Consider the following 23,805-nt stretch of genomic DNA (forward strand, 5'->3'; position numbering starts at 1 on the left):
ACTTTTGGTTGATAAATGGCTTCTCACCTCAATGTCACAAAGTTCAAAAGAATGGTTTTGATGCCCATTACAAACATTTTTGCTTATAATCATAATCATTAATCTCAAAATTTATACAAACTCCTTGTATATTAGTGAATCTATCAGTACATAATAGTTTCATAGGTTTATAGATTGGAGGGAATTACGTGAGCGAAGATGAATTTTATCGATGGCTTGGCCAATACCTGAAAGAGTTGCGAAAAAGCTGTCGCTTAACACAATCCGAAATATGTAATAATTTTCATTTATCTAGGTCCTCCCTTTCCAATATTGAGACAGGAAGGCACCATTTAAGTGTATATACGCTTTATGAATTACTAACTGTTCTGGATGAATCATTTGTAAATCTTGTAGAGTCAATGCTTTCGCAGCATAGAGAGCAGAAACTTTAATCATCTAGTCTCCTCCTGGTATCTTTAAATAACAGTAGGATCATTATGATGCTCAACCGTCGAAGCAAGTCCAGATGATCGCTTCCCCTTAAAATGATATGAAGATATTCATTTACCTCATAAAGTATCGGGAATGTTAGCAACCTTAAGGTTCATCAAATGCAAAAAATTGTGATTTATGTACGCTAGCAATTAAGTAGTAAACATTGGATAGTAATACTTAACTTTGACTGTAGCTAGTCCGCATGTATCTATCCATTTCTTCCACTAATCTTTATATCAATACATATTCTGCCCATAAAAAGATGAAATGATACATATATGTATTAAAATATGAAGATGATATATATACAAGCATGTATCTGGATTAAGCCATTGATTACACTGAGGATGAGGTGTATCCATGGATAATTCAGTACTTACCCTAATCGGTCAACGAATTAGGGATCTTCGTAAACAGAATAATCTTTCTCAAGAACAACTTGGGGAACTTGCGGGATTTCATTTCTCATATATTGGAGGATTGGAACGCGGTCAGAAGAATATTACTCTTCTTAATCTTGAGAAGATTGCTGCAGCCCTCAATGTTCCACTGCACGAAATCTTTATATATAACGGGCAAATAATACGTTCAAAAAGTAACGCTAAGGATGTTTTTCTTAGTGAAATTCATAATAAAATAGTTGGGATGTCTACAGCTGATTTACGGAAATTAAATCGATTAATCGATGAAATTTTCACATAACTTTAACTAATAAGGAGCCTTCTACCCCGTTGAATAACGGTGATTGAGGCTCCTTAACTTTTTTCTTTTAATATAATTATTGGTTATATTATCAATGGTTTTTAGGGCATAGGTCAAAGTATTGGTTAGCGGATAACTAAAACAGCAATACAAAAAATGGTTAAAAATATTCAAATAAGTACGGAGAAAATGTAATTACCACTTGGCAGTTAAGGCATTCATTTGGAATTAAACATCAAGGGCAAAATAGTGCTGTTGAAACAAAGAATCAGCTCGCATTAAGAAAACTTAGAAGGAACTGAGAAGTATCAAATACTTACAATATTATTGGACTAAAAAAAGCTTCTGCTTTGAATGAGGAATAGGAAGGATCTTCATTTCCTCATTCAAAGCAGAAGTGTTTCTTTTTTTACAATCAAGTATCAGGCTTTATTCATAGTTCTTAGCATTCAACACATGTAGCGTTTACTTCATGAGATATCAGAAAGAGTCAACCTTCTATTACAAACATCACAATGAACTACTATAAATAATCCAATACTTGTTGGAATGAATGTGTAGGCAAACTTGGCACCGCTAACGTCAATTGCTTTACAAGTGTCCCACGCTCTTATTTTTTTCTTCATGTCTTCTGTTATTTCAAAAACCAAAAGGCTCACCTCCTGTAAGGCCAAATATCAAATTATTTTTTATCATCCCGTATTGAGATAAGTCTTGCTTTTAAATTATTAATCCCTTCATAATATGCTTGTATTACATTTTCATCTTTGAGTGTTCCATTAAGTTCGATACTAGATGCCACTTCCATTTCTTCTTTATCAAACAGCACAATAAATTCAAGGTTAGATTCGATGTATCCAATTGGACATTCCCATTCCCCATATTTAGCTGCATGTTCAAACCATTGGTGCCTTATCATTTGAGAGTTTGTATAAAGTTTCTCATTAAATTGCAATCCCTTAGCTGTTACTAATGCTATACCGAACTTTACTCTTCCAATTGTCATTGTCTTTTCTCCTTTATACTCTATTAACTTCTATTAGTATTATTATCATCTCCGATATTATTAATACTTATAAATATCGAATCTTTTTTTTGATGTTTATAAGTATATGTAATTAAAGTTATTCTTTGGTCTACGATTCTTGGTCACTCTAGGCGAGGAAATTGCCTGGACAATGGCTGTATCGAGTCTTTCTTCTCTCATCTAAAGACCGAAACAAAGCGGAGGTTGAACAGCAAGTGAATGAATACATTCTGTTCTATAACCAGAACCGATTCCAGAAAAAAATTAAACGACCGTTCCCCAGTAGAATACCGAGAAACGGTCGCAGCTTAAATCATGTCTTTTTTGTACTGTCTACTTTACAGGGTTATGACCAAATTAGCGACTTTCTTTGGAATCATCTACTTGTCCCTCGACATGGTTCGAAATAAATAAAACATAATATGACCGATATCCCAACTTTGTAGCTGTTCGACGATTGGAGCAACTGTGTCTTTTGAGCTGAAATACCTCATACAACCCCTCTCCTTACACTTGAAGTTACTTTTAAAAATTTCCTAGCCAGTCCTCCATTGGCGATTCCATAATGTCGATCTGGCTCCTTCTGTATTTCCAATGTTCCTCAAGGCCGTGACGAGGAGCTGTCTGGACAGGCGGGGGAATTTTTACATTGAGAATCGAACACACATTTGGTTATAATGCCTTATGAGAACTAATGTTTGTGTATGGGGTCATCAGGATTGTTAAAAGACATCGGGCGCAAGATACTGCGGATCCTTAGTAATTATCTATCCCGGCACAATAAGCTGCCGAACCTTGAGCAGTTGGAGACTATGGCCGGCAAGCGTAAGGATCAAATATTACAGACGCTAAAAGAACTGGAGAAACAGGAACGTATCCGATGGGAGAACAAATCCTCTGTGGAAAACATCATGATTTTGCAAGCATGGGAAAGAGATACAGCTTCGCCCAGGAGTCCAAACATCAGCCGAGGATCAGATTACTGGACCATGTATTAACTGAGGAGGTAAACCATGAGCAAGAAACTGACCGATAATGGGCTGTTTGACAGCTCTCGAATGATGTTACCGCAGCATAAAGAGACCATTCTGGTTCACCAGAAGGAACTAAATCGCTTGGCTAAGCCAGTCCTCGATGAGCAGGAGTGGCAGCTGATTGGGCAGCTACTTCAAGATTCATTTAATAACCATGCGAAAGTAACCCTAAGCATATTTGATCCATTTAATATAAGGAATCTTACAGGTTTCGTCACGGTCATTAATACATTCCGTAAGGAGATCAAGCTCAGCATAGACCAAGATGAATGGGAATGGATTAAGTTTGGCGATATCATAGCCGCCAGTACATAAAGAAGTAATCCGGGATTGGCTCGCTTGGTGTACTTGAAACTGACTTCAGCACTTTTTCAGTGACTAAAGCTAGCTCGGGAAACCGAGCTTTCCCTAAAACCTGGAATCCCTCCCCTTCCTTTCGTTCAAGGTAACATCTACCTGTGTTTTACCAAAAGGCCATATGATACGCTAAATATGGTGATACCTATGTATATTGATCCCATGTTATTAGATGATTTAGAGAAACCTTTTGAATCTCAGGACCATATCGCTGAACTTAAAATTGACGGGATCCGCTCGATTATTTCAAGAAATCAGCGTTCCCGCATATATACCCGTCATCAAAATGAGATCACCTATCGATTTCAAGAAGTAGTTTCTGCAGCTGAATCGGCTGTAGCAACAGGAACGATATTGGACGGTGAGCTGGTCGTCTGTGATACAGAGAGCGGGAAACCTGACTTTGCTGCAACGATGAGGCGGTTTCAGAGTACTCCGAGATTAAAACACACTCCCGGACTCACCTTTGTAGCGTTCGATATACTTTCATACAAAGGAGAGTCCACAAGATCCCTCCCCCTAATGAAACGAAAGCAGCTCCTCGAAGAGGCGGTCCAAGAAAATGATATCTTCAAAAGGATTCGCTTTATGGAACATGGCTTCGTCCCTTTGTTTGAGCTCTGCCGCCAGCAAGGGCTTGAAGGAATTGTCTTAAAACAGCGAAGCAGCCTGTACCACGCGGGCAAGCGACCTAAAGAGCTTTGGCAGCGTGTAGTAGTTTATCAGCGTGAGGACTGTTTTATTACCGGATATTCGAAAAAGGAAGTTGCCTGGACCCTCGGCGTTCTCCGGAATGGCCAACTGGTTCCTGCCGGGACGCTGAAGTACGGTCTTACGGACACCATTCGGAAAAAGGCTTTTCCGATCCTGTTAAATACCAAGGTTAGCGAAAACAAAAACTTCGTTTTTGTGTTACCTGAAATCCAAGTCAGGGTTCGATTCAGACACTGGACAGATGAAGGATATTTAAGGCTCCCGGTGTTTGAAGAATTCGTCCAAATATAAAAGAGCAGCCACGCTAAATCAGCGTGCTGCTCTTTTTAATTGAAAGCTTCATTGTATTGGCTAGCGGGCAATCCTCCTACTGTGTTGAATCAATTATAGTATAGGTTGACGGTCCATTGCACATTATCAACTGGCCTCCATTTGCATCTGTTCTACCTGGATGCGCTGAAACTATTGATGCGCTTGATACGAAACGCCACTGTCACCGCAAAATCATCTCCGAAAGTTGCCGGCAGATGTGGCAGACTCCCCGCCCCCTTATTTCAACAATCGATCAACGATTTCCCTTGGATCCTTGAATCGCTTGAGATGTTTAGTCTGGAATACGACCACCATACTCTGCTCTGGGATCACGCGGATCAATGATCCACCTGCACCGGATGCTGAATACCCGTCTTCCTCGACCCACCATAAAAATCCGTAGTTCCCGATCTGCCGGCTTGTCGATGCATGGATCCATTCCTTAGGAATAAGTTGACGCCCACTCCACATGCCCTGCTGCAGATAGAGTTGACCGATAGTAGCCATATCTCGTCCGGTCATCGATAATATACCAATCCCTAATTGCTGTGGATCCTCTGCATGCCAAGGATTGATCGATAATTCGAGCGGTTCGAATAACCATTCCTGCGCGATCTCTCCAATCTTCCTACTCGTAGATCGGCACAGACAGGCTGCAAGGAGAAGTGCATCCGTATTCTTGTAGACCATTTGCTGACCCATTACGTCTCTTACTGGAAGGGTTAGACTGAATTCTACCCAATGGCGACTCCGCATCGTTCGCTCCCAGATGGGCTGAGCGTCTCCTGCTAACCGCGGGTAATAGAATCCTGAACTCATCGTCAGGAGATGTCGCAGTGTTAGCCGTGATGTTTGAGGGTCCACATCTTTCCTATTCATCTCAGGAAAGAAGTCCAATACGTACCGATCAAGATCCGAGATGATCCCTTTATTCAATGCAATCCCAACAAGGGCAGATAAAATGCTCTTATTGACCGACATCACCGGGAAAGCATCCTCAGGCCCGGTATTACGATAATAACGCTCATGAACGATAGCACCGTTACGTAGTATGACCATACTAAGGACATTCGGATATTTCGCGATAATCTCCGTATCTGCTTGAACCCATGATGAAGCTTCCATGGTGCGACCTCCTTAGAAATATGTACCGATTATGGAATTTGGCTGACGCATAAGCTCAGCAGGCGAACCTTCAGCTATAACTCTGCCACCTTCCTCTCCCCCGTTTGGACCGAGTTCAATGATCCAATCGCATACCTTTAGCACCGACAAATCATGCTCAATAATCAACACCGAATTACCATGATCGACTAGGCTTCGCAATACGTCCATGAGCCGCTCTGCATCCGCGCAGCTAAGTCCCGATGTAGGTTCATCCAGAATATAGAGTATCCCGCCACTACGGCTTCTTCCTAAAGCTTTGGCAAGCTTAATCCGTTGCGCTTCACCACCGCTAATTGTTGTCGCCGGCTGTCCTAACCTTAAATATCCCATGCCGATCTTCTCTAATAGATGAAGTGGTTCAGAAATCCGAGTTTCTTGCGCGAAAAAGTTGATCGCTTCTGTAACCGACATCTCAAGCACTTCCGCAATGTTCTTACCATTTAACTTAATGTCCAGTACATCTCGTTGGTATCGCAATCCCCCGCACACATGACAAGTCCATGTAAAGACATATCCACGCGTCTCCTTCTGAATGGATCCCTCACCTTGACATTCAGAACATCCACCAGTGGAATTAAACGAGAAATCCCCTACAGTGAATCCCTGTTCCTTGGACGATTGCAGATGAGCGAAAAACCCACGAATATGATCAAAGATCCCGATGTAGCTTGCTGGCGTGGATGTCTTAGACCGCCCGATTGGGGATTGGGTAACGACAGATACGCCGCCTAGGTCGGATTGGCCTTCGAGTGCTGTTCCCGCATGATTAATTTCTAACAGCTGCTCTTCATCAGAGTGTGCTTCCTCCATCTCCACTTCAGCGGCAATCTTGGATCGTGTGAAGCATTGCTCGAGAAGTGGGACCAACGTTGCGGAGATCAGCGAGCTTTTTCCGCTTCCCGAAACGCCAGCTACGCCGACCAACCTCCCTAGTGGTATATCGACAGTTATATCCTTCAGATTATGGGTTATAGCATGCTTGATTGTCAGTCTGGGCGTTGTATCGGTAATTGGCATCCCTTGACGAAACACAGAATAGCTTTCATGGATCGTGCCAGCTTTCGTTTGAAGATAAGGTGCGATAGATGATGTCACGCACTCCAAATAGCCCTCCAAGTCTCCTTCGTAGACAAGTCTGCCTCCTTCTGTCCCTGCTCCCGGACCGATCTCGATGATCCAGTCGGCTGACCGAATCACACCAAGATCATGCTCAACAACGATGACGCTGTTCCCTTGCTGTTGAAGTTCTTTTAACCGATCGATGACCTTCGCTTTCTCTCTCTCATGCAATCCAACTGTAGGCTCGTCAAAAATATAGATGAGACCTTCCAGCTCCGACTCCAAATGTGATGCAAGAAACAGTCGCTGGAGTTCTCCGCCGCTTAACGAAGGTGTACGCCGATATAATGAGAGGTGGGACAACCCTAGATCGCTGAGATCATGAAGCTGTTTCCGAATTTGCTGCAACACACGCGCGAGATTAGGAATCGCATTGGTAATTCGCGATTCATGTGCCTCCCAGAAATCGGCTTGTTCATTCAATGTCTTCTCGGCCAGCGCACTAATATCCAGTCCTGCAATAGTTACCTGTCTTGCTTCTTCTCCGATTCTAGCGCCGTGACAAGAAGTGCAGATTGTCTTAGCCTTACTGTCTGTCCCGAGTTGGATCCTTCTCAGGAAAGGCATTAATCCTTCGTATCCAACAGATAGGTCCCCATGGAGATAGGCTTGTTGAACTTCGTGAGCTAGATGATAATAGGAGTCATCGAGATCGAAGTGATAGGCTTTCGCAAGTCGTCTCAAGCCATCTTTCAACTTGCCTGGCGTTCCCCGGATGATCGAATACCGCTCGAAATGCCGCTCGACTAGCGCCTGCTCTTCCGTTAATGTGGAGATGCTTCCTGTACCCAAGCACCGCAGACACATGCCTTGCGGCGAAAGAAAGTTAAAGCACTCAACAGATAGTGCTTCCGTCTGTTGCCTACAAGCGTGGCAAATTCGGGAATGATCCGTTCGTTCCCCACATGTACACTGATATTGCCCACCAAGCGAGTAGACAAGCTGCATCAGACCAAGCAATCTCGTCCGCGTCCCTACCATGCTTCGAGGATTAGATTGCCTAATGATCCCCTGCTCAACAGCGACGGTTGGCACGATGCCCGTTATTGCATCGTATAGTTCCTCTTCCATCGTTGGAGACGAACCAATAGCCCGTTCATATCTGCGTCTGCCTTCCCGATAGAGCAAATCAAACGCCAGCGTCGATTTCCCTGATCCACTGACTCCAGTAATAACTACGAATTTCCCTTTTGGAATATCTAGGGATAACGATTGTAAGTTATGGAGTCTCGCATCTCGGATTCGAATGGGATTCATATGTGATCTACCTCGCATCTCCTAGAAAAATTTCTTCCTACATATCGTCTGAATCCTAGAGTGACATGCGATATTTGAATCCGAGTTGTCGGTTATTTCATCGTTTTCTAGCATTTCACTGATCAATGCATTGTCAGTTACCTTGTTCACCATTATCCTCCTCCCCATTTTCCATTAATGGAAACATACATTCTCCACTAAGTAAATAATCCCCTCTTTTCAATGGAATTTTTTCGAAAAATGATTGTATCTAATAAGTTCTCACTACTTATCAATTCATTTTCCAATCGCCGCAGCAGGCTTGTTGTACTAAACTGCCCGTTAGCGTAATGAAGCTGCCGAACAGCGCCGGCAGCTTCTTCAAACGTTTGTTTATTCAACTATCGTTTCTCGTTAGCTTAGTCGCCCATTCATTTGTTTAAGGTGATGGATATCGTGATCAATGAATATCTTCAAGTATTTATCAACTGTAAATTGACGTTTCCCAGAACCAATTGTGAACTTAGCATTACTGTCGATTCCAGATATGGCTTCAATTAATAGTCTTCGATTCAGGACAAACTCATCTATTAAAGAACCTATTGTTGTAAAAACATTTATGTATTCGATGGCTTCTCTATTATGTAAGTCATGATCAGGGAAAGCGTTCAAGTTTGCACCCTCATTCATATATGGTACATGATTCCCTAAAATGAACTTATCCCAATAATATAGATGTCCTATGATTTCCTTGACTGACCACTTACCCTCACTTATTGGCTCAAGAAGACGTTGTTCATCGAATTCTTTATACTTCAGTATTTCTTCTGCTGTCTGACCATAACTTAAAGCTGCTTTATTACTCATTTATTTAACCTCCATTTCAGATATGCAAATAAGTTAATTTTATCCATTAACAACACATATGTAAAGAACGTTTGTTCTGACTTTTGTGCCTTGGATTAAACTGTACTGCCCGTTAGCGTAATGAAGCTGCCGATCAGCACCGGCAGCTTCTTCCTGGTCGATTATTCAACTATCGTTTCCCGTTAGCCTAACGAGGATAATTTGTTTTTGTACTTACAGTAATACCACCCTGAACTAAAAGCGATTACAAGATGTAACAGATAAGGTGAGTATTCAATATATCTTTCTGGAATTCTTGCCATTTGGTCTATTATTAAAAACCCCCAAGTCAACTGATACGTGAAATTAAGTAAAAATATGGGCTTTCGCATACGATGCCAACCTTTTGAGTATATCGCGATTCCCAAAAAGATTTGAATAAAACACCATATTAAGCTCAATTCCGCCGATTCTACACCCCAAAAGAACTGTAATATTGGTGGGAAATATAATATCCCCGTTGTTGTTGTTGCCCACCCGATAACCGGTAAAAAGTTATCTGCTTTTATTTGAACCCCTCCTTGTTCACCTTACTTTATTCTTTCCTATAGTGTCTGATAGGAATCTTTAGTCTATGGTTATAATCTGCCATTCACCACTTTGATCTTTTTCAAAATAGAATGTATATCCCATTTCCTTTGCTCCATCACCTTGTTCTTTTCCTCTCACTTGCACCAGAGTGCGCCCGCCTTCTTCATGCGCTTTATCAACATCCGTGAAATTTACGGGATTGTCTAAGAGATAGTCATGCTCGGTACCGATATTCGGACTTAGCGTCTTATGGAACGCTTGTACATCCTTAGCGACGATCGCCTCAATTGATGCCTTGAGCTTTTCTTTTATGGCATCATCAATTAGCGGATCTTTAATCTCACTCCATTTGACGTTATCGCTACTGGAGAGTGTAGATCTGTTATCTGTTTCTGTTATGGAACCTGTATCCGGAGTGACAGACTCTGCGGTATTATTGGATACTGCTTGTTCTTGATTTCCACAAGCCGCTAGAAATGTTGCCGAAAATATTAGGGTAGCAATGCTTAATGTAACTTTATTCATAAGTACACTTCCCTTTTTATTTTATTACTATATACTTTCATATATGTAAATTTTACCATAAAATAAAGAACTTTGCCTTCCAGTGTAATAAATGGATGTAAGGTCTTTTAAATCGAAACTTAGAAATTCTGTTTCAAATGAAGCCCGTTGGGTTTTGTAACTTTATTCTTTTGTTTGCGTTCTTATACTGTAAGACGATTCAGATTAAGGCATTTTTCGGAGGGATTACATTTTGAAAAATAAAATTCTTGTTGGGATTACCGTTCTTATGGCTTCAATCTTATTGTGCGGCACAATTTTTGCGGCGACTGGTAAAATCAAAATCATCGTCGACGGTAAAGAGGCTGCAGCGGATGTTGCTCCCAAAAATGAAAACGGGCGTGTTCTCGTCCCTATCAGTACGATTTCGAAGGCACTGGGGTCGGGTGTCCAATGGAATGCGAAAACGCAGTCCGTAATCATTAATTCGAAACCAGATATTTGGAACGATGACTTAAATTTTATCAGTACTAATATCATCGAAATTGATAATTTATTCCATTCGTATTTTAACTATTATAACACTAAAGAAACCGGTTACGATGATTTGGTAACGTCAACATTCAAAAGTGATTTTGTAGACCCGAAAACCATCATATCGAAGGTCCAAGACAAGATCATTGACTACCGCATTATCGATGCGAAATTTATCGGCACTCTAGATGATCCCTACAGGTTTAAATTCCGCGTGGAAGTAGTGAAGTACACTAATATGGAGGTAATCCCGACTCATTTTGAGAAGCTTCAATTAGATATTGATGTTTTTAATAAGAAAGGTGTTTATCTAATCGATGGCATTTGGGTAAAAGGGAAAGAAGTAATAAAATCCTATACTGTTTTCCCAGGATTAACTCTTGATGGACGCGAACGCTAATCCGGCATACCTGAAGATGTATAATAAATGGCGTAGACTAAAATCTCCTTGGGCTATGGACATAAATCCAATCAAATGAGGTGTTTTATGAAGGGTCTTGAAATCTGCGAAAAATTCTTTTTTGAAATTGGTCTCCCCCAAATAAAAAAAGAGATTCCTGAAGTCTTGCCGTTTTTAGCAGCTGGGTTGTTTGGTGGATCTCAGTGTCATGGAAATGATGATGAAGTCTCAAGAGATCACGGATGGGGACCAGGATTTGGTGTATGGTTAAGCAAGGAAAATAAGGACCTGTATGGAGAAAGTTTACAAAAGACATTAGACAAACTTCCCAAGGAGTACTTGAATTACAAATGGTCCAAAGGAGCTCAACGCGCTTGTCCTATATTCGAAATCAATTCATATATTAAGCAGATTACCGGTTATGAAGACGCTCCAGAAAATGATTTGGAATGGTTAAACATCAAAGAAGAAAATCTTTTCGAAATTACACATCGTCCGATTTTTTATGATGCGAGTGGCGAGGTAAGCCGACGATTTCAAAAATTCGCTACGTACCCTGAGGATATTTGGAAAATGAGGTTGTCAGAAACCTTATCAAATCTCTGGTTATGGAGCGTCAAGTATATTAAAAGAGCTGTGATACGGGGTGATATTACCTCGGCTCGGTTTAATTGGGGGCGATTTGCGGAATATGCCATGAAATCCGGTTTCTTATTAAGTAAAAAATATGCTCCTTATGAAAAATGGTTGTATACTGAGTTCTCTAAGTTGCCTGATTTTGGTAAAGGGATAGGAACATTACTGGTTGAAGGTTTAGACAATCCAATGAAGTTGGGTGGATTAGCGTCTGAGATAGAAAAGGTTTATATAGAAAAAGTCGCCTCTCTTGGATTTAAACCCTTTGATCCTCCTCTTCCACCTGATGCTTATGTTGCTTATGAAGATAATGAACTGTTGAAATATGCAAGGGGAGTCCAAAGATCAATTAAGAAAAGCGAAATTCAGAGTGGCTCAAATCATTGACTTTTTTGGATACAGCTCTCGTAATTTTATTATGACGTAATAAAAAATACCTACACGATACCAGACGAACAAAAAGGCACCGTGTAGGCGTTTTGATTCCCGGCATAAAGGCACGTGAAATGGAATTCAAGGACAAATGTGGTGCTAACGGACGACAAGTATTGCCCAAATCTGTTCTCGATGATATTCACCGGATCCGGCGGGTACGCGAATTTCACTGCTGTAAGTAAAGCGATGCTAAAAGAAGTTACACTATTCTGCCTGTTAGTTGAATGAAGCCAGCCGGTCAAAGTGACCGGCTGGTTTCTTGTCTTTATTGAGCTATCGTATCCCGTTAGTTTAACAGATTGTTTATGCTTAACATCCCTTCACTGGTCAATAACGATTAGCTGCCGATCAGCGTCGACAGCTATTTTCGAGTGTTATTCAACTATCGTTCCTCAGTAGTTTAAATTAACCTCTACAATGTCACCATCTATAAGACTGTAATAATCCCTTAATTTTATGTCAGTTGCCAATTCAATAATGGATTTAGGGTGATCACCATTTCCGGATGCATTGCCGTCTGTCCTAAGAATAAATGCTTTTCTCCCCAAAAATTCACAATCTTGAATACTGATTGAAACGGAGCCGCCGTATTCTTCTTTTTCTAATCGAATAACATCTGTAGGCAAATCATAAGGTTCATCGAGCATGATATTTAATGTACCAGGATATAAGGTCATTCCTGTCTTAGCTTTGAAGTAACTACTCAACTTATTTATCCAGTAAGAGAAGTTACCTTGCCCACTAACGACCTTGCCTCTTAAAGTCTTACTCAGGTAAAACTCTTGTCCTGGTTCAAAAACTTGGACAGTATGATGGTTCATGTTTGTATCCTTTTTTATGAAGTATGTACGACCTCTTCCATAAATTTTTACATGCAATTCATTTTTTATTTCAAGACATATTGGTTCATCACAACCAATCCCTTGTTGCATTGAAGTTTTCTGCATGGCAGCTAATAATCTTGGAAAACCACCGTATTCACTAAAATGAGGCTCTATAAGACAGCCCGTTAAAAGTCCAAGTCCATCACCCGTTATTAACTCCTGTTCTGGAACTGTATTATCATAGACACTTCTTACAATAAATTCGTTATCCTGTGACGTTACCTTACTCCCCCACACAGTACATGGTGAACTAGAAATTAATGCACCTGCCGAAACTCCAGCAATGGGGATTCCACTTCTATATAATGAATTGATTTTATTTTTCATTTCTGAATTGCAGACACAAGTCTTATAATACTCACGTGTGTCTCCACCACAAATCAGCAATCCTGTACAGTTGCTAAGTTCTTCATATACATCTATCGAAGGTTCAGAATTCACATCTAGCGTAATAGGTGTTACATTTTTGACCCCTAATCTAATCCAACGCTCATAAAAAACTCTCTGAAAATATGTATCCCAGGATGGTCCGCCAATTCCTAACACGCAGATTCTGGATTCATTAGTAACGGATGCGGCTTGTATAAATGGCAACGAAGTAACATCAAAATTATCACCTATGTCCCCAAATATAAATAATGACCTCAAAATGGCTTACACCTCCTAGAGCATGTTTGGAGTGCTGCTTATTCCATTTATAATTCAACCATTTATTGTAACTATCCTGCCCGTTAGTTTAATAAAAGGGCGTCTGCCGCCATCGATGAGATCAGATCGGGAATGTAACCATGTTCTTGTCATCAGTCGGGAATGTTATCTATGTTTTTGTCACCCAACACCTACCGACCATGGTGTAGCGGCCTCACTCACCTCCCATGTGAAAATAAAAAAAGTCCCGATAATCATTTATGATTATTGGGACTCAAAGTTCACCTTTCACATTACCAATATGAGCTTTACTTATGGCTATCCTGTTTAATTTCAATAAAGTCCTGCAAGACCGTTAACAATTCTACGTGACCTAATTAGATGCTCTCGGAGGTAATATGCTTCCGAAGAAGCCATTTCCACAATTGCATCAAGTAAAATCAAACATGCTTGATACCATTCACTTGATATCGTCTCAGTATTATCAACTAATAAAAACCGCTGAATACACCTTAGCAAGTAATAAGTTGTATTCACCCCAGAAAGTAATTGCGTTCCACCTACATCCCTCTGGTATTTTGAAATAATTAACAATCCAGGGTCAAGGAAAACTGAAGGGAAGTGATACATGAGGGAAGCCATTGCTTCAAAAACATCAGAATTTACACCTGTGTTTTTAACAAATTCTATTATCGCTTCCTTACCAAGAGCAATGTCTTGACTTTCATAGTCGACTTTTTGCCACGAAAGATCTACATGCAGCATATTCCGGATCAATTTAGTCCTATCATCACCCCTGTAGCCCAAACCTTGTTTACTAGCAATATCTAAAGAAATACCTTGAACCTTGTCGGAAAGCTGTTTCCAAAGTCTCCAATAAATTTCCTTATTGCCCAATTTTTCAGATTGGTATTCTATGTGGAGCAAAATCGAACTCATAAATTCTGGTGCAGAATCACATCCACACCGTAACTCCTCAATAAACACATTTGTTTTAGAATCAAAAATGCTTAAAAAGTAGTTAGCGAACCTTTCTGCAAACTTAATCGGTAATTCGTAAGGAATATTTAATTCATTTTCCTGTTCATAACGATGTGCTCTCTTTGCTTCCTCAGCTTCAAACAAGAGAATTAGCATTCGAGAAAAAAGCAAAATGTGATCAGGTTCAGTAGACCCATCCGGAATCATCAAACAGGAGTTTAAAATGTTCCACGGACTATGTGTAAGGAAAGAAATACTTTCAATATCAGCTGTAACATCTCCGCTTACGAGCCGGTTACGGAAATTTTTTACCCAAGAGAGCGATTCCTCATCGCCCTCATCATTTTTAAAATCTTCCCATGCAAGATTCCTATTTTTTGAAAGCTCCTCCGACTCCAATTTGGAAAATTCGATAGCACCTGCAACACATTTGTCGGCAAAATCTGAATCACGCACCCATAAATGCATTTTTACACCATTCGAAGCAGCTACTCTGACAGAAGAATTCGAATGTGTGAGAGCAACAGCTATCAGGTTCTTAACAAAATATTTATCAGTTTCTTCTATAAAATCAAAAATCTTTGGAAGCACTGTAGCTGCTGCAGAAGCACCATAGAGATCCGTATTATCTAAAGTGACATCTCTGCCCTCATTATCTGCATTTTTCAACACTGCTTGAGTTAAAAGCTCTTTGCACCAAGATAGATCATCTTCTTCCATCTCTGTAGAATGATCCCTAATGAAGATAGTAACCGCTTTTGTTATAGCGTCAGGGTGCAATCGTGAAAACTCATTTAATTCACCATTAAGTACAATTGTATACAAGCTTTTTGACTCTTTTAGCGCGTCACTCCAGTTGGAGAAATATTCACTCTCAAGAGGTTCATTCTTCAGTACCTTTTCTGACCACAGAAGAAGTGCCATAAATCGGTTAGTAATTTCCTGCTGTGCTTCGCTCTTTTGTTGAATTTCTTTTAAATGAGGTTCCAGATTTTTAGAGGTAAACACTATCTGGTTGTTTTCTTCGTCCACTTCCGGCTCCCATCCTCGACTGTCAATTCGATGGAACCTAAATTGCCAACTCTCGTCACTAGATACTCTCGAACGAAGGTCATCAATAATTGTAAGCGTCTCTTCCCTATGCTCAGTAAACTGAAGGCACGTTATCAAGTTCTCAAGATGCTCTTTTCTCCACGATCTCAACGCCGCGGTACGCCGTTCTTCAGAATAAACTTTTGCCAGCGTGTCCCTACTTAGTGCATGCCAGTTCGGTCCTCTCTCTCCCATTTCATGGACAGATCTAATCAAGTCCATTTCATACAGCTCAGGCACTCTCATAAGAGGAAATGCAACCTTTGCTAGTTTACCAGGATGACCCGTGGCAACTGAAACTAATACTGCCGTTGGCATTACCGAATTGCTATTTCTCATAATATGGTTGAAAATCCATTCGATCGCTTCCATATTATCTGTACCTTCCACTGTGGCGATCAACCAATTCTCTAATGCCATAAGAGCAGATTGAAGTACAGCCGGAACCACAGAATGGCCACGATAGGCATCCCACAGTCTTTGAGATGAGTACTGTTTAATCGTTGTACCGTCATCCAATATGAACTCGATTTGTTCTACATCTGATCGATAAATTTCTATAGGAAGAAGTGAATACTTTTCTTCTGGTGAATCTAAATCAGAATGAGCATATTTCTCAGCGCTATAATTTAAAAGTTCAATAATGAAATCTAATCCTTTCCTTGGATGGAAGCGAAGAAGATGCACAAAAGGTCCCTTGGCTCCGCTGGCAGGAGAAAAGGCTTGTGATCTATTGTTATCAAGTCCAAAGTATTCCGGTACGTCTTTATGTCTAAATTGATCCCATATATTATGCGGTTTACTTTCATTAATTGCCCATTCATGTTTTGCAAGCCTGATCACTGTGTCTGGAATATGCTTACATAAATAGATTGTTTCTATACCCGTTAAAGCCAACTCAAGTAATTCTTTAACATAAGATTTTCGGCGTCTCCCATCAACATCAACAAACACATCTCTATCTAAAAGTTCACTGAATTCATTAAAGATGACTGGGGCAGCTCCGATGATTACTCCGAGTATTTTTTTTCTGTCACCTTCATCACGATATGAATCCTTAAGCATATCGAGTAAATGCAAAGCCAGCAAACCCGCTTCTCGAGATAAATCAGGTAGTTCTTTATCGATATGAATTAAAGCAGACCAGTCTTTTAAAACTGCCGTTACAGAGGGGACAAACTTTTGTACAACGAAAACTCGGTTTTCAAACAGGAAACGAATAATGGCCTGCCATCCCACTCCATAAGGTTTAAGAAACATCGCACTTAATCTCCCTGCTATTTCATCTGGAAACTGTTTTACCAATTCTTGATTTGGCGTTTTACAAGAAATGCGAAGTATAAAACAGAAACGCTTCAGAAGTTCGCCGTCATTTTCAAAAAGTTGGTTTTTCAATTCATTTAGAAAATCATAAGGATTATCGCAAAGCAGTACCGCTGTAATAGTTTCATCTCGCCAACAACTTTCGATTGTCTTATCATTCAAAATGGGAATAATAAGATGAGAAACGCTTTCGCCAGATTTCATTTTCTGCTGTAACCATAAGCGATATGCCCGATTCATGGCAGGTTCGTGTCCTATCGCATTAAGAAACTCTCTAACACTTCTTCTGAAATTGGCTTGAAAAGCCTCATCGATGTAACGTTCAAGTCCCCAATCCTCAAGAATGTCATGCGACAGACTGACCAATCCATTCGATGAGTCCCGACGAATTAAATTATCCTCTTCCAGCTTTAATAAAGCATCATAATCGAAACTAATTTCCGGCACACCATAAACCATCTGTTTCGCTCTGCTAACAGCAATATCGATAAACGTCCTTATTCGTTTTAATGGCATGCCAGCTATCCGGACTTGTTCCTTCGAGATTACATTTCTCCAAACCGCAATTTTAAATTCTCGTTCACCATCATTGCTAGAGAAGCGAGTACCAGTTTCAACAACTCTATACGCCAATTCTGCATAATATGGGTTCTTAAGCAACTGATTGTGCGAAAGCGGTTGCAAATGTTCAAATCTAGCACAAAGTGTCTGGATTTCTTCGTCTTTAAAATTCTCTATTAATAATGAGGAGCACTTCACACCTGCCGGGCTTAAGTAATTGAACATTATTTGCTGATAAGCATAGTCACGTCCACTAGCAATGATTGTCCATCCTTGGTTTCTCAGCACAAATCGAATGAGATCTGTAAATGCAGCAGTATTCTTTAGTTCAAGTAGCTTTTCAAGAGATTCTAATAACAAATACTTTTTGGGGATCAAGGCGAATCCTGCCTCAAGTTCATTTAGAGAGCTTGATAAGCCTATTCCAGAAAATACCTGATCAAGATGCGGCTTGTCCAAATCCTCTGTACGAAGACAAAAAACCGGAGCGCGATCTTTCATATGCTCTGCAAATTCCTTTATCAAGCCTGATTTGCCACATCCACGTTCCCCTGTTAGAAAAACAAACTTATCGCCTTCAGTTACCTCAATGATCTTGTCGAAATACTCAGTACGATTGATATGAACTTCACCAATATCCGACTTGATTCCCTCGATAATGTACTCCCCATGTGCTTTCAGCTTTTTAAGATCTTGATCCCATTCAGAGTACTTTACTGTGTTGAATTCTCTTCTAATACCTTCCGGTAAATTTTCAAGGGTGAGTGTCCCTGCAGTTTGGTTTCCTGTTTGAACTGCATCTAATATACTTGACCATAGTAAAGAAGCATTCTCCGTGGAACTTAGTGCGATCAATGATTGTATAAGAGAAAGTGAACTTCCCGATTCCGTATCCAAATCGTACCCAAGTAGATGAAAGCTTTTTAAGAATTTCCAAAGTTGTTCATCAGAAAGATCGTTCCCGCCATTAGATCTTTTCAGATGATATTTAAGGACCTCTAACTTACTTCTCTTTGTTTCATTGCTAAAACCACTAGTATTGACTTTATGTAAAAATTCTTTTGAATCCACACAATGCCGTGCCCATTCCAGAAGAGTACGAGTGTTATTGATTTCAGCAGCACTTAAAGGACCAGTAATTAGAGCAAAAGCGTCGGTTTCAATATTGAAAAGAGACGGATCATTGAAATCATTCCAAGCCGCCTGAATTACTTCCCCAAAGGTATCATTTCCCTCAGTAATGCTAATAGAATGTTTTAATTGTGCTAGTAATCTCGCCTCAGTCCCAGATAGTGGATCTTGTGTATACACAATGAAGTCATCTGTATGGAAACCCGCGTAACGACCTTGAAGTTTTATTCTTGTGATCGGCCAAGGCGGTAGGCAGGGAGCTATTCGTCCAGTTAGCATCAGGACAACAAACGCTGCTTGGACACGTGTCTCAAAGTTCCCTCCACCTCCACCGGTAGAGAATGGATTACTTTGTTGCTTGGCTGGTTCACTCATAAGCTTTTCTTCTCCTTCTTTATATTAAAATATACCAATTAGGTCCAATTTTTTGTATGCACTTACAGGATAAACGATAACTTCTTCGCTGGCTTACATGTGGGCGTCCTACTTTCTGTAAATATACCATAGAATCGAGGCAATGTTGTTCTTCAGACCTATTAACTGGAATACCATCATCATCTAAATCCCCATAATCAATTGTTTTATGACATGGGAATACTTCCATATACATTGCTCAATAGTGAATCACTATTCCTGATAACCGACCCTCACTTAATGATTTTCGCATATTTCTGTCTTTAAAAAAGGACATTCTTTACAGGGTCTCTTTCGATAACTTGACTGTTAATCCTTCATACGTAAGTACCTTATTTACAAAATGTTAATGAACTTAAACTGCCCGTTAGCGTAATGAAGCCACCGATCAGCGCCGGCAGCTTAGTCTTGGTCGTTTATTCAACTATCGTTCCCCCTTGCATAGAACTCGCGACACCCTTCTTTTTCGTTACCTTTGCTCTGACTGCAAATTCCAAACTAACTCTCTTGCCCAAAATAATAAAATCTCGTCATTGCCATATGTATCAATACATTGGAGACCTAAAGGCATTCCATCTATTTTTGCCAAAGGCAAGCTTATCGTAGGAAGACCTGCATATGTCCAGATTGCAGTCATTCCCGCCCATCCTGTTTTTTTATAGCCTTTTGGTGCCACTCCTCCTTGAGCAGGAGAAATCCACAAATCTATACCGTTCTTTACCTTTGAATTCTGCAGATCCATCCTTAATTTCAATTGGCCAGCACGGTATCGTTCTAATTCTTCCAATAGTACGGTTTGGCCTTTTCGGATTGCTGACTGAACCGGAAAACCATATAAATGTTCATACTGTCGGAACCAACTTTCGTGAACTTGAGCCATCTCACCTTGCACCATTCGAAGCATGCCATCACCCGTTATAAAGTCTTCATCCCAAGGCATCTCTACATAACGAATGGCAAAACCTGCACGTTCCAAGGTTTCAAGCTGTTTTTCAAAAGCACATTTAACATCATCGAACATCAGGCTCATATATTGGCCTTTTGGAACACCCAGAGTTGGCTTTCGATTAGAGTGAAAAGGACGCCAGTTAGGAATTAAATGAGTACCTGCATAAATCATGCTTTCTATGTTTTGCGTAAAAAATCCGATGGTGTCAAATGAAGGGGAAAGCAAAATAGCGCCATCTAATGCAATACGTTCATAACTGGGCTTAAACCCAACTACACCGCAAAACGAAGCGGGAGCAATGACAGAACGAAGGGTTTGAGTGCCAACAGCTATCGGACATATACCTGCAGCGACTGAAGCCGCAGATCCTGCACTAGAACCACCAGGCGTGTGTTCAATGTTATGGGGATTTCGTGTCGGGGTCACACTGTGGTATGCAAATTCTTCTGTTACGGTTTTACCCGCGATTAAGGCCCCCTTTGAACGGAGATTCGTAATAAAAGATCCTTCTTTCCTGGTCAGAATATTTACAGGCAAATTGGAACCAGCCTGAGTTGGTAATCCATCGACATGGATTAAATCCTTTATTGCGAAGGGAATACCAAAAAGTGCTGGTTTCTCATCAGGAAATGTATGTAATAAATTCTCCATATTAAGAAGCAATCGCTCACTAAGATCTACTTCTCGAACAAAAGCATTTACATATGGTTCTATTGTAGCGTATCGGTTTAACATTTCGGCCAAATGATCATTTGATGAAACTTCATTATTATCGATCAAGGATGCTTTCTGAAGTAACAATGGTTATTCCTCCCAATTAGAATGTATTTACTTTATAGAGTAATTATATTTACTATAAAAAGCAATGCATTTTTTAAAAAAAGTTATCTAATTTATTTCTCATTTGGCCAACATGAATCCAACAATGTATATAAGTTTAACTGCCCCCTTTAATCAGCTGGCTAACCATATCCATTCTTGTCTTCTTCGGCAAACGATATATGTTCTTGTCGTCGAATTTTGACAAGAACATATATCGTTTAAACAAAAAACCGCTGTTACGCGGTTATTAAGCGTGCAGGTTTTGTTGTCTTACACCTACCATGGAGTTGCGGATGATATACGTTACTATCGCACGTTATCCCATCCCTTCTGGCTTTCCTGCCTACACATCTGCACCCATTGCTTTGTCGTATCGTCTGCAAGTTTATCGAATGCAGGGGGGTGAATCTTTACGTTATCCGCCTGGATGCCCAAGAAATCCAGCACACGTATAACGGTTCCTTCATAGTCCTGAATAAAATCTTCGTATACGACGTTAAAAGGCTTGATACCGTACCCGGTAGACTGGACGCTATGCAAAACTTCATTTACTCCCCCACTTTTGACCTCTATTCTTGCTAAATATTATGCTATCCTGCCCGTAAGCGCAACGCGGCTATCGATCCTTGCCGGCAGCCTACTCCTCATGGTGCTATTGTATCCGTTTATTAATTTATTTTTACCCAATAATCGGTAGTTGTTTTTTCGATAATAAATCATCGATAAGCATCTTATGTTCGGTGAAAATATTCTCTGGTAACTCTTTAAGTGAATAAAATTTATTCTGTATCGACTCCTCGTTACTTTCAACTAACTCACCACTATACTGTTTACAAATAAATGATATTAGAACCAGTGATACTTGGTCGCCATTAGAAAATGTCTTGTCATATTGAGGACCAGAATAAATCCCAAATAACTCAAGTACATCCAATTTAAGACCTGTCTCTTCGTAGACTTCTCTTCTCGCTGTATCTTGAACGCTTTCTCCTAAATCCATAAACCCACCTGGAAAACCCCATTGACCAGTATCAGAACGTTTCTGCATCAGTACTCGATTTTTTATATCAAAAACGAATGCACCCGCAACAACCATAATAACCTTCTCGTTTCCTACCATTGACCTTAAATGTTGTATGTAATCCATTTACACACCCTCCATTTTAGTAAACCCCTTATTATTGCATTTCTAGCCATCAGAAATAAAACTTAAATAAATCATAATAATAGTTTACATTTTGTGTATTAGATGTAGGATGGATTTTTGTAACCTGTGCATGGAAATATATTAGAAATCATTACATTATCCTGCCCGTTAGCTTAATGAGATTGCATGGATGTTAAATACTTATCTTATCGGTAATCGGCTCATGTTCTTGTCTATTACGGCAATCGGAACAAGTTCTTGTCCTGAGCTCGGGACAAGAATTTGTACCGATAAAACAAAAAAGCCGCTAACATAGCGACTTTCAATGGGACTATGTTCTTGTCCTTCGACATCATCAGCGCGGCAGCTTCTTCCTATTACCAATGGAGCTTTTCAATTAACGAAACATACTTACTACTAATAAGTTTAAATCTCTCATATGAACCGCCGAAAAGACCTGCTTTTAACGGCAACCATTCATTCTGCTTTTGTTCTGCTTCTGTTATCAAATCATTTAAAACACTGTCTTGATAGGCAGAATGTTTCCATGCGAATCTTCCTGGCGGTCCCCAAACACGATCCTCACCATCATAGTAAATATCTGCGTAGACTAAGGCATAAAAAACTTCAAATTTATCAAAGGTTTCTTCATAACTTTTTCCCATGAAAAACAAGTCATCAAGGACAGGTTGAATTTCCTTGAACAAGTATTCGCTTCTAGGTACATACATACGATCATGATCAGGAATTGCTTTAAATATTTCCTCAAATTCTCGATTGTGAGGGAAAACCTTTATAATTTCTTGAGTTCTACCACGCCGTTCATTTCTAACTTTAGTTGTAAGCAAAGTAGCAAGCATTCCATAATTTTCAGTAGCTATAGCACTGATTCCAGTACTATACAACATTAGTATCAAAGGATACCACCTCAGATTAAGCAAAACTACACTTCCTGAGCGAGTTTCGTTGGCTTCGGATAGGCGACTGATAACTTTCCTTACAATTACTTCTTTTCTCTCATCTCCCCAATAAGCAATAGCTGCCATTATCGTTTGTAAATTCTCACTTGCATCCTCATATTTTTTCAACTTTTCAAGGACTTCATCCTGGCTAATAATGCCTTCTATAGAGAAGTTTTCACCGAGATAGGTCAACATTTGTCTCAGTTGTTGATTCACTATGTCATCCAATTTAATATGATATCTGTCTTCTGAGAGATATTCTTTGACTTTGTCTATGATTTCCTCTTTATCGGATGTATTTCTCTCTACGACAGGAGGAATTATGATCATTTGATCAATATCTTTTTGCTCATCTCTTAGAGAAGAAAGAATAGGAGCTTTGAATACGTCCAAGTTTAAGCGTCACGATCGTCACAGTCGTGCCATCACTGGTTCGAATAGACTCGTGACTCGTGGTTTACCAGCCTACCTGAAGAGCCGTTACTTGCTGCAAAGGCTTGAATTTTGAAGCCATATCAGGCACCGCCTCCATCTTTATTTTCAAACCAAAACGTAATTGTAAAGATGATCAAAGATAGAATTAAAAGTGTTATTCCTAAAGCAACAGGTGTGTAAGTGAATGCATTCATTAGTCCATTTGAAGTAATCCACGCTTGAGTGTTAGGAGGCTTAGAAAACTGTATTGCCAGAGCTCTTCCTTTTGCAAAGCCTACAAATATAAGTACTACACCTAAAAGCGCGAACACAAAGCTGCTTATAAAATGTTTATTAATAATTAACTCTCCTCTCAGGTTAGAGCC

19 protein-coding genes and 1 pseudogene are annotated in these 23,805 nt (G+C 40.0%); 8 read left to right on the forward strand and 12 right to left on the reverse strand.

Annotated features, from left to right (window positions below; all coding sequences use genetic code 11):
• The first annotated feature begins 188 nt into the window (after positions 1-188).
• Both FHS19_RS35840 and FHS19_RS34200 read left to right on the forward strand, forming a co-directional pair.
• Positions 189-434 (forward strand): helix-turn-helix domain-containing protein, encoded by a 246-nt coding sequence (locus FHS19_RS35840; protein WP_183587892.1) that lies wholly within the window; start codon positions 189-191, stop codon positions 432-434.
• Between the two features lie 403 nt (positions 435-837).
• Positions 838-1,179, forward strand: coding sequence for a helix-turn-helix domain-containing protein (locus tag FHS19_RS34200; protein ID WP_183587894.1), 342 nt, complete (start codon positions 838-840; stop codon positions 1,177-1,179).
• A gap of 682 nt (positions 1,180-1,861) precedes the next feature.
• On the opposite strand, the gene FHS19_RS34205 is transcribed toward FHS19_RS34200, so the two are convergent.
• Positions 1,862-2,185 carry a hypothetical protein gene (locus FHS19_RS34205; protein WP_183587896.1) on the reverse strand — a complete coding sequence of 108 codons (324 nt, stop codon included), beginning with the start codon at positions 2,183-2,185 and terminating at the stop codon, positions 1,862-1,864.
• 144 nt (positions 2,186-2,329) lie between these two features.
• On the opposite strand from FHS19_RS34205, the pseudogene FHS19_RS35185 reads away from it, so the two are divergent.
• The 4 genes and pseudogenes from FHS19_RS35185 to FHS19_RS34220 form a co-directional block, all read left to right on the forward strand.
• A pseudogene (locus tag FHS19_RS35185) lies at positions 2,330-2,518 on the forward strand (IS3 family transposase); the annotation flags it as partial.
• Positions 2,519-2,925: 407 nt separating this feature from the next.
• Positions 2,926-3,204, forward strand: a complete 279-nt coding sequence (locus tag FHS19_RS34210; protein ID WP_183587898.1) for a hypothetical protein — start codon at positions 2,926-2,928, stop codon at positions 3,202-3,204.
• A gap of 15 nt (positions 3,205-3,219) precedes the next feature.
• The gene (locus tag FHS19_RS34215) at positions 3,220-3,555 is read left to right on the forward strand and encodes a YolD-like family protein (protein WP_183587900.1); all 336 of its coding nucleotides are present in this window, start codon (positions 3,220-3,222) and stop codon (positions 3,553-3,555) included.
• Positions 3,556-3,744: 189 nt separating this feature from the next.
• Positions 3,745-4,602: an ATP-dependent DNA ligase gene (locus tag FHS19_RS34220; protein ID WP_183587902.1), complete on the forward strand. Its 858-nt coding sequence runs from the start codon at positions 3,745-3,747 to the stop codon at positions 4,600-4,602.
• A gap of 258 nt (positions 4,603-4,860) precedes the next feature.
• On the opposite strand, the gene FHS19_RS34225 is transcribed toward FHS19_RS34220, so the two are convergent.
• The 4 genes from FHS19_RS34225 to FHS19_RS34240 form a co-directional block, all read right to left on the reverse strand.
• Positions 4,861-5,748 (reverse strand): serine hydrolase domain-containing protein, encoded by an 888-nt coding sequence (locus tag FHS19_RS34225; RefSeq protein ID WP_183587904.1) that lies wholly within the window; start codon positions 5,746-5,748, stop codon positions 4,861-4,863.
• A 12-nt stretch (positions 5,749-5,760) separates the two neighbouring features.
• Positions 5,761-8,166, reverse strand: a complete 2,406-nt coding sequence (locus tag FHS19_RS34230) for an excinuclease ABC subunit UvrA (protein WP_183587912.1) — start codon at positions 8,164-8,166, stop codon at positions 5,761-5,763.
• Between the two features lie 393 nt (positions 8,167-8,559).
• Positions 8,560-9,012 (reverse strand): DinB family protein, encoded by a 453-nt coding sequence (locus FHS19_RS34235; RefSeq protein ID WP_183587914.1) that lies wholly within the window; start codon positions 9,010-9,012, stop codon positions 8,560-8,562.
• Between the two features lie 606 nt (positions 9,013-9,618).
• Positions 9,619-10,107, reverse strand: coding sequence for a hypothetical protein (locus tag FHS19_RS34240; RefSeq protein ID WP_183587916.1), 489 nt, complete (start codon positions 10,105-10,107; stop codon positions 9,619-9,621).
• 232 nt (positions 10,108-10,339) lie between these two features.
• Between FHS19_RS34240 and FHS19_RS34245 the strand changes: the two genes are divergently transcribed.
• Positions 10,340-11,020, forward strand: a complete 681-nt coding sequence (locus tag FHS19_RS34245; protein ID WP_183587918.1) for a stalk domain-containing protein — start codon at positions 10,340-10,342, stop codon at positions 11,018-11,020.
• A gap of 87 nt (positions 11,021-11,107) precedes the next feature.
• Positions 11,108-12,043, forward strand: a complete 936-nt coding sequence (locus FHS19_RS34250; protein WP_183587920.1) for a DUF4037 domain-containing protein — start codon at positions 11,108-11,110, stop codon at positions 12,041-12,043.
• Positions 12,044-12,483: 440 nt separating this feature from the next.
• On the opposite strand, the gene FHS19_RS34255 is transcribed toward FHS19_RS34250, so the two are convergent.
• The 7 genes from FHS19_RS34255 to FHS19_RS34285 all read right to left on the reverse strand — a co-directional run.
• Positions 12,484-13,623 carry a DUF120 domain-containing protein gene (locus tag FHS19_RS34255; RefSeq protein ID WP_183587922.1) on the reverse strand — a complete coding sequence of 380 codons (1,140 nt, stop codon included), beginning with the start codon at positions 13,621-13,623 and terminating at the stop codon, positions 12,484-12,486.
• Positions 13,624-13,956: 333 nt separating this feature from the next.
• Entirely contained in the window at positions 13,957-19,086 is a 5,130-nt protein-coding gene (locus FHS19_RS34260) for an ATP-binding protein (RefSeq protein WP_183587924.1), read from the reverse strand.
• Positions 19,087-19,594: 508 nt separating this feature from the next.
• Positions 19,595-20,875, reverse strand: a complete 1,281-nt coding sequence (locus FHS19_RS34265) for an amidase family protein (RefSeq protein WP_183587926.1) — start codon at positions 20,873-20,875, stop codon at positions 19,595-19,597.
• Between the two features lie 327 nt (positions 20,876-21,202).
• On the reverse strand, positions 21,203-21,436 hold the full coding sequence (locus FHS19_RS34270) for a Stf0 family sulfotransferase (protein WP_183587928.1): 234 nt from the start codon (positions 21,434-21,436) through the stop codon (positions 21,203-21,205).
• A gap of 139 nt (positions 21,437-21,575) precedes the next feature.
• A complete protein-coding gene (locus tag FHS19_RS34275) occupies positions 21,576-22,043 on the reverse strand; it encodes an NUDIX hydrolase (RefSeq protein ID WP_183587930.1) in 468 nt (155 codons plus the stop codon).
• A gap of 377 nt (positions 22,044-22,420) precedes the next feature.
• The gene (locus FHS19_RS34280; protein WP_183587932.1) at positions 22,421-23,398 is read right to left on the reverse strand and encodes a hypothetical protein; all 978 of its coding nucleotides are present in this window, start codon (positions 23,396-23,398) and stop codon (positions 22,421-22,423) included.
• Between the two features lie 122 nt (positions 23,399-23,520).
• Positions 23,521-23,805 (reverse strand): hypothetical protein (locus tag FHS19_RS34285; protein WP_183587934.1); only part of this gene is annotated, 285 nt, incomplete at its 5' end.

It is taken from the genome of Paenibacillus rhizosphaerae, from assembly GCF_014192015.1.
In the GTDB taxonomy this organism is placed as follows: Bacteria; Bacillota; Bacilli; order Paenibacillales; family Paenibacillaceae; genus Paenibacillus_AQ; species Paenibacillus_AQ rhizosphaerae.